Annotated in this window: 6 protein-coding genes, 1 tRNA gene and 1 pseudogene; 6 read left to right on the top strand and 2 right to left on the bottom strand. The window is 46.2% G+C overall.

Annotated features, from left to right (window positions below; translation table 11 throughout):
- A pseudogene (locus VIP81_RS11280) lies at positions 1–640 on the bottom strand (branched chain amino acid aminotransferase); the annotation flags it as partial.
- A 132-nt stretch (positions 641–772) separates the two neighbouring features.
- Between VIP81_RS11280 and VIP81_RS11275 the strand changes: the two are divergent.
- The 4 genes from VIP81_RS11275 to VIP81_RS11260 are packed head-to-tail and all read left to right on the top strand — an operon-like array spanning position 773 to position 2,950.
- A complete protein-coding gene (locus VIP81_RS11275) occupies positions 773–1,270 on the top strand; it encodes a hypothetical protein (protein WP_331960016.1) in 498 nt (165 codons plus the stop codon).
- Positions 1,271–1,300: 30 nt separating this feature from the next.
- Positions 1,301–1,885 carry an RdgB/HAM1 family non-canonical purine NTP pyrophosphatase gene (gene rdgB, locus VIP81_RS11270; protein ID WP_331960013.1) on the top strand — a complete coding sequence of 195 codons (585 nt, stop codon included), beginning with the start codon at positions 1,301–1,303 and terminating at the stop codon, positions 1,883–1,885.
- Positions 1,886–1,905: 20 nt separating this feature from the next.
- Positions 1,906–2,346 carry a thioesterase family protein gene (locus VIP81_RS11265; RefSeq protein ID WP_331960010.1) on the top strand — a complete coding sequence of 147 codons (441 nt, stop codon included), beginning with the start codon at positions 1,906–1,908 and terminating at the stop codon, positions 2,344–2,346.
- A 10-nt stretch (positions 2,347–2,356) separates the two neighbouring features.
- Positions 2,357–2,950 carry a nitroreductase gene (locus VIP81_RS11260; protein WP_331960007.1) on the top strand — a complete coding sequence of 198 codons (594 nt, stop codon included), beginning with the start codon at positions 2,357–2,359 and terminating at the stop codon, positions 2,948–2,950.
- Positions 2,951–3,059: 109 nt separating this feature from the next.
- Here VIP81_RS11260 and VIP81_RS11255 read toward each other — a convergent pair whose 3' ends face one another.
- A complete protein-coding gene (locus VIP81_RS11255) occupies positions 3,060–4,634 on the bottom strand; it encodes a glycerol-3-phosphate dehydrogenase/oxidase (RefSeq protein WP_331960004.1) in 1,575 nt (524 codons plus the stop codon).
- 182 nt (positions 4,635–4,816) lie between these two features.
- Here VIP81_RS11255 and VIP81_RS11250 point away from each other — a divergent pair, with 182 nt between their 5' ends.
- The gene (locus VIP81_RS11250; RefSeq protein WP_331960001.1) at positions 4,817–7,324 is read left to right on the top strand and encodes a mechanosensitive ion channel family protein; all 2,508 of its coding nucleotides are present in this window, start codon (positions 4,817–4,819) and stop codon (positions 7,322–7,324) included.
- A 125-nt stretch (positions 7,325–7,449) separates the two neighbouring features.
- Positions 7,450–7,523: transfer RNA gene (locus VIP81_RS11245), tRNA-Met, on the top strand.
- Positions 7,524–7,714: the final 191 nt, after the last annotated feature.

The raw sequence follows: 7,714 nt of genomic DNA, 5'->3' as shown, positions 1-7,714 counted from the left end.
ACATGGTACCGCCATAGTTGCCGGCAGCTTTGGCGTAGCCTACGCCGCCCGGGAAAGCCCGTACATATTTATCCTGTACCAGTAATTTAATAGGTTTATTAAAATAAGGACCAGAAGGAGAGTTAATAATGACGAATTTATAAGTATCGGAAGGGCGTACTCCTATAAACTCATCTGCGGCAATCATAAAAGGACGCAGGTAAAGAGAACAGCCGGCGCCGGTAGGAACCCAGTCGCGGTCCATATCTATTAATATATCCATACCGCCAATGAACAGCCACTCAGGTACCTGGGGCATTCCCATTCTTTCGGCGGAGGTATTAAAGCGTTTGTAGTTATCATATGGCCTGAAGATCATAGGCTTGCCCTGAGGATCTTTGTAGGCTTTGATGCCTTCGAAGATCGCCTGCCCGTAGTGCCAGGCGGCGTTAGAAGGACTTACAGACAGGTTCTGAAAAGGCAGAATTTCGGCATTTCCCCACTCTTCGCCATCAAAATCGGCCACCAGCATATGGTCGGCATACATTTTACCAAATGCCAGGTTATTGAAATCCACTTCACTCAGTCTGCTTTGCGTAGTTCCGGTGACTTTGATCTTCTTTAGTGCCTCTTCCTTAACTGTTGATTTATCTACCATCATGGTTAATCAATTTTATCTCAATATTTTTACATTTTTAATCGCTGTGCCGCCGAAACCTTACGGGTCCGGCTGTGCAAATAAACTGATTTTTCCCCAGCCGGGGTTTTCATATTAAATAAAACGATAATAAATATGTCGCTTGAGCAATTCCAACTGGATCCTTATTTTCTGGCTAAAATCTTTACCCAGCCAATCATTCCCGGGAAAAGCATGCCGGCTGAGGTCGCGGAAAAAGTGGTGCCCAAAGTCAAATATTTAGGAGAAAATCAAAAAAACATTGCGCTCTTCATACAAAACGAAAACGAAGCGTATTTAAACGAAGAATTATTCAACCTCCTCACCAATATATTAAATGCCTGTAAACTAGGCATGCAGGATGTATCGCTTCTGAACGTGTTGCACCACCCTTCCCTGACATTTCCTGACTGGCAGGCAGCAGTGAAGATAGAACGGAGCGTTGTATTTGGGATTGCACCGGAACAACTTGGGCTCAATGATATTCCGCTTTATCAGCTGGTTACCGTAAATGGAACTACCCTGCTGTTTTCCGATGAACTGGCGCTCATTGGCAGTGATAAAGTACTGAAAGCCAGATTATGGGCAGGATTAAAACAATTATTAGGCATTTAATACAATAAACCGCATTCTCATCCGACTAATATGAAATTGATATTTGCTACCAACAATCAAAACAAAGTAAAAGAGTTCCGGTCACTGCTGGGAGATCAGTTTGAGATCATCACCCTGCTGGAAGCCGGGATAGACATTGACATTCCGGAACCACACGATACCCTGGAAGCCAATGCCACCGAAAAATCGACGACCATTCACCAGATGACCGGAGAGAATTGTTTTGCAGAAGATACCGGGCTGGAAATTAATGCCCTCAATGGAGCGCCGGGTGTTTTGTCTGCCCGCTATGCCGGTGAACAAAAGGAAGCAGCCGACAATATTGTAAAAGTATTAGCAGAACTGGAAGGACAAACTGATCGCAGTGCACAATTCCGCACCGTGATTTCCCTGATCCTGGATGGTAAAGAACATCAGTTTGAAGGGGTGAGTAACGGTCATATTACCACAGCAGCAACAGGTGGAAAAGGATTTGGATATGACCCCATTTTTGTTCCTGAAGGTGAAACCAGGGCTTTTGCAGAAATGGACCTGACAGAAAAAAATAAATACAGTCACCGGGCCAGGGCCTTCGCAAAATTCGTAGCCTTTCTGAAACAAACAACAAACGTTTAGCATCTCCCTAAAAAATAGTAATGGCAAGGATTAAGATAGATTTACCAGCAGTATTTCCTTTTAGTATACAGGTACCGGTACGCATACAGGACATTAATTACGGCAACCATGTAGGCAACGATGCGATACTGTCTATCATGCACGAAGCAAGGATTCAGTTTATTCAAAGCATTGGTTATAAAGAGCTGGATCACGAAGCCGGCAAAGGCCTGATTATGGCAGATGTGGCCGTGGCGTACAAAGGAGAAGGATTTCATGGAGATATTTTTGAAGTAGCCATCGCAGCGGGAGAATTCAATGCCTTTGGCTTTGAATTATTTTATCGCATCACTACTAACAGGAATGCACAAACGATTACGATTGCCGAAGCCAAAACCGGCATGATTTGTTTTGATTACCATCTTCGTAAGATCGCGAAGTTACCGGCCGACATGAAGGCTCGCCTGGAAACAGGAAAATAAAAACAATATTATGATAGCTACAACAACATTAGCCATAGCTGTGGAGCAAGTAATAACAGCGCGTCGTACGGTGAAACCCACCAGCATGAATGGCAAAAAGATAGCAGATGAAACTGTACAACAATTATTGCAACTGGCCGACTGGGCTCCCACCCACGGCTATACGGAGCCATGGTACTTTGTAGTGTACAGCGGCGATAAAGTGCAGCAGTTTTGTTCGGATCATGCAGATCTGTACAAACAATATACGCCTGCCGACAAATACATTTTGGGCAATTACGATAAACTGAAAAATCAGGGCAACCTTGCTTCCCATGTGCTGGCGATTTGCATGAAAAGAGGCAATAACCCAAAGATTCCGGCAATAGAAGAAATTGCTGCCGTATCCTGTGCGGTAGAAAATATCTGGCTGGGCGCTACTGCCCTTAACCTTGCCGCTTACTGGGGTTCCGGCGGTATGACCTACCACCCTGCCATGCAGGATTATCTGGGTTTGGGAGATGAAGACCTGGTACTTGGTTTCTTTTATCTCGGTTATACAGACGAGCCTGCGCAACCGGGAAGAAGGGTAAAACCAGCAGCTGAGAAGTTTGTTTGGAAGTAAGCAAAAAGCTTAAGGCATAAAGCAAAAAGCCATCGAAGCGGATGACGTTAGCGGATATTCTGCTTGTTCATCATTCGCTTCGATGGCTTTTTGCTTTATGCTTTTTGCTTTATGCTTCCACCAGCAGATACCCATTTGCTTCTGCTTCGAAGCTACTGATTTGTGTAGCTACCCAGTGTTCATCTTTATGTAATTCTGTGGCCATAATCCTGGCTACGGCAGGGGCTATACGTATTGCCTCTTTGGCATCGAGGAAAAGCAGGCGGGTACGACGGGCCAGAAAATCTTCCACATTACGGGCCATTTCTTCTCTCACGGCCCATACCACCTGTGCTTTAATGATGTGATATTCCCGGCTCAGTTCTTCCTGCAAGTCCGGCTGACGGGCCACCATCTGGTGAAGATGCAATACATCGCTACCATAGAAATACCAGGGATCGTCCCAGTTTACATTATTTGCCGCCCCGTGAATTTTGAGGTGCGGTGTAGCGGTGGTGGTTTCCTTCCAGCGTAATACTTCTTCCAGTTTATGCACCACATCTTCTGCCATGCGGCGATAGGTAGTCCATTTCCCTCCGATGATAGTGATAAGCCCTGATTTAGCAACAATAATTTTATGACTGCGGGAGATTTCCTTGGTTTTATGCCCTTCTGCCTTGGCGGCCGCCAACGGGCGAAGCCCGGCCCATACGCTGCGCACATCGGAGCGTTGCGGTGCCCGGGAAAGGTATTGCCCGGCAGTACTGAGAATGAATTCAATTTCATTTTCCAGCGCCCTTGGCTCCAGACTGATATGATTGACTGGTGTATCCGTAGTTCCTACCACCACTTTATTGTGCCAGGGAACTACAAACAACACTCTCCCATCGCTGGTAGCAGGGATCATCAATGCATTGTGACCCGGGAGAAACTCACTGTCCAGCACCAGGTGCACGCCCTGACTGGCCGCAATAGACTTAGGTGCCTGTGGGTTATCCATCTCCAGAATATCATCCGCAAAAACACCGGTAGCATTAATCACCGCCCTTGTATTGAGGTGGATATTGTCTCCTTCATTTAGTGTATCCTTTACCGTTAGACCGCTGATATTTCCTCCGGCATCTTTATGCAGGTGGGTGACCCGCATATAATTCAGTGCGGTTCCTCCTTTATCTGCAATGGTTTGCGCCAGGTTGATGGCGAGGCGGCTATCATCGAACTGGCCATCGTGATACAATACGCCCCCGGCGAGTTTATCCTGTTTGAGGGTAGACAATCGCTCCAACGTTTCTGATCTGGAAATATGCACCGACTTACCCAGACTGAGACGTCCTGCCAGCCAATCGTACATTTTGAGGCCAATGGTGTATTTTAAATTCTCCCAGAAATTAAAAGTAGGAATAACAAATGCGAGATTACGCACCAGGTGGGGCGCATTGGCAGCCAGCAAACCCCTTTCCACACTGGCTTCTCTTACCAGCGATACATCGCCCTGTGCCAGATAGCGTACCCCTCCATGTACCAGTTTGGTACTTTTGCTGGACGTGGATTTTGCAAAATCCACCTGCTCCAGCAGCAAGGTCCTGTAACCTCTTGTAACCGCCTCCAGGGCGGTTCCCAACCCCGTAGCCCCACCGCCAATCACTACTATATCCCAGGGTTCGAGGTCCTTTCTTAATGCGGTAACGAGCATTTCTCTGTTCATAAGCTAGTTTTCAGGGTCCGGCAATTACCTACAAAATACTGCGGAATTAGGTACTGAGCAAAAGTAAACAACCGAATTCGGAAAACTTAACGGTCTTGCCGCTTAAAAGTTTTAAATTCAGGAACATTTAGGCGGAAAAAATGTTCCTGAGTAAGGATTACCCATTTTCATTTCATATGTTCATGAAGGTTAAACCATTTTTGCTACAGATCATATTACTGCTGACCGCTATCAGCGGCAGTCTTTCCACGGCGGCGCAGAAAAAAAAGACAGACACCATTCATCTCGTAGCCATAGACAGCGCCACCATCCGGAAAAATCTTGCGGCACTGGCGAAAGATACCAATCGTATAAAAAAATCTGATACCGCCGTAGCTATCCTGATTAACCGCGTAGAAAGCTACACGCTGATGCTGAACGACCTAATGAGTTCACTCAAGCGTGGATTCGACACCTCCCGCATCACCGCGGGTTTTTCCCTGACTGATACCTCTATTGCCCTCGTTAAATATAATATTGCCAGTTTGGGTCGCACCCCCAACATCAATGATATTTATACCAACAAAGTAATGCTGGAACAGCTACAACGCCGACTCACCTCCTGGCAAAGTACCCTCTTCTCGTATTACGATAAACTCGTTAACATCAACGACACCATTCATTCTCTCCGGAATGATACCGCCATGCGAAACATCCCCGCAGAAGATGAGCTGTATGGCTTTTACCTGGGGCAAATAACCAACCTGGCACTCAAGTTCCGCGCTGTAGACAGCGCCGATAAATATAACCTCATTAAAATAGGGTTGTTGCAAAATAAAGTCGCCAACCGGTACATAGATGTTTCGAATTTATATGAGGACATGGACTACCGGTTGGAGCAGTATTCTGCCAATATGTTTGTACGCGATTACCGCTACCTCTGGAATCCCCACCGCGACAGTGTTCATCCCCTGGAATTTTTCCCGGTGCTAAAGAACTCCCTGCATAAAAGCACAAAGGTGATGGCCATATTTTTTTCTATCCAATGGCCGGTGTTTTTTATCTGGTTGCTACTGGCCATACTGCTTTCGTGGTGGATATATAACAATATCAGAAGAATCCGTCAAAATCATACGGAGGAAGAAGGAGAAACGATATTGCAACATGCAAAATATGTATACCGCTTTCCCGTAGCCAGCATCGTTGTATTTATTACTACACTGTCGGCGGTACTATCGGTACGCTACCCTATTCTTTTTACAGAAATTACCTGGCTACTGGCCGCAGCAGCATTGACCATCATCTTCCGTGCTCATCTCCCTAAAACATTATTCAAAAACTGGCTGCTCCTGGTAGGCTTATTATTCATTTACTGCCTCAATAACCTGCTGATAGAAGTCACCTATACCGAGCAATGGGGTTTACTGATTGGCGCCATCCTCTCTATTGGACTTGCCTACCGACTACTAAAAGAGTCGGCGGTCACCACGTTTGTGCAGCCTAAATATACCCGGCTAATGCTGAAGTTATTTTTGATCACCAGCACATTTTCTCTGCTGCTCGTGCTCTTTGCCAGAGTAGGGACTGCCAAAGTAATAGGTTCCAGCGCGGTTGTGAATACCGTTATGGCCCTTAGCCTGTTTGCACTGGTGAAAATACTGATGGAAGCCGTATACCTACAGGTAGAAGCCAATAAAGATTCCAGCACCTTCATCTCCTTCATGGACTACCAGGATGTACAAAGAAAACTGAGAACATTTCTGACCATCCTTGCTGGTGTAGGTTGGCTGGTCATCGTTGCCCGCAACCTTTATTTATACGATATTATTTATGAAGCCATCACCGACTTTCTTTCTTCGCGGCATAAAATCGGTAACTCCGACTTTACTTTCAGCAGCATCATCATTTTCATACTGGTGATATGGGTAGCCACCGTTGCTTCGCAGCTCATCGCCTATATGTTTGGCAACACGGGCCAAAGTGCCACCCCCTCCAAGAAAACAAAATTGGGGTCTGCCCTCCTGCTGCTCCGTCTTGCGGTGCTGGCCGGCGGCGTACTGCTGGCATTTGCCGCCTCCGGCATCCCTATGGATAAACTCACCATCGTGATCGGCGCCCTGGGCGTAGGTATTGGCTTTGGCCTGCAAAATGTTGTCAACAACCTGGTATCAGGTATTATTCTCGCTTTTGAGAAACCCCTCGAAGTGGGTGATGTCATAGAACTGGGCACCCGCTCCGGCGTTGTAAAGGAAGTTGGCATCCGCTCCAGCAAAATCAGCGCCTACGACGGCTCGGAAATTATTGTCCCTAATGGCGACCTCATCTCCCAACAGCTGATTAACTGGACCAGAACCAACCGGCGCCGCCGCGTGACCTTCACCCTTGGCGTAGGATACGGCAGCGATGTAAAACAAGTGACCGATATTATACAATCTGCCTTTGTGGACCGGAAAGACGTACTCACTATCCCCTCCCCACTGGTACTGTTATACGAATTTGGCAGCAGCTCCATCAATTTCCGGGTCTTTTTCTGGATTGCCGACCTGGATAACGCCGGCTCCCAACAAAGCGATGTACTCACGTTTATTTATGACGCACTGAACAAGGCAGGCATCGAATTACCTTATCCACAGCAGGATCTGCACGTAAGATCCATCGACGAAGCGCTGCTAAAAAAGTGGGATAAACCCGCTCCTGACGGCACTGTTTAAAAAAAATTATAAAAAAACGTTGGATACATTTTGAATTTTCATTTTTAAGCCGTTATCTTTGCACTCCCGTTTTGGCGCAGCAGGCGCTACTGATAGTAGTTACAGCGGTCCGGATGGAGAAAAAAGGCGAGGTAGCTCAGGTGGTTAGAGCGTTGGATTCATAACCCAAAGGTCTCGGGTTCAACTCCCGATCTCGCTACACTGCAATAAGATTGCACTGATACTTTAAAGGCATCGTTCAAAACGATGCCTTTTTTATTTGTATTCAATACGATACATGTTTTTGTAGGATCAAGTTGAAAACGGATCAAGTTGAAAACTTGGGGGATTAGTGGAAATTTTAAGCATAAAGTTTAGTCAATCTGTAAAGAAAAAATTCTACGTCCCGTA

The sequence above is a fragment of the Chitinophaga sp. genome (assembly GCF_036566945.1).
GTDB lineage: Bacteria > Bacteroidota > Bacteroidia > Chitinophagales > Chitinophagaceae > Chitinophaga.
Note: the sequence above shows the minus strand (reverse complement) of the source record. Positions and strands in the feature narration are given on the sequence as shown.

Coding starts and splice junctions, on each gene's coding strand:
- VIP81_RS11275 (WP_331960016.1), top strand. CDS start 773: ATGTCGCTTGAGCAATTCCAACTGGATCCTTATTTTCTGGCTAAAATC.
- rdgB (WP_331960013.1), top strand. CDS start 1,301: ATGAAATTGATATTTGCTACCAACAATCAAAACAAAGTAAAAGAGTTC.
- VIP81_RS11265 (WP_331960010.1), top strand. CDS start 1,906: ATGGCAAGGATTAAGATAGATTTACCAGCAGTATTTCCTTTTAGTATA.
- VIP81_RS11260 (WP_331960007.1), top strand. CDS start 2,357: ATGATAGCTACAACAACATTAGCCATAGCTGTGGAGCAAGTAATAACA.
- VIP81_RS11255 (WP_331960004.1), bottom strand. CDS start 4,634: ATGAACAGAGAAATGCTCGTTACCGCATTAAGAAAGGACCTCGAACCC.
- VIP81_RS11250 (WP_331960001.1), top strand. CDS start 4,817: ATGAAGGTTAAACCATTTTTGCTACAGATCATATTACTGCTGACCGCT.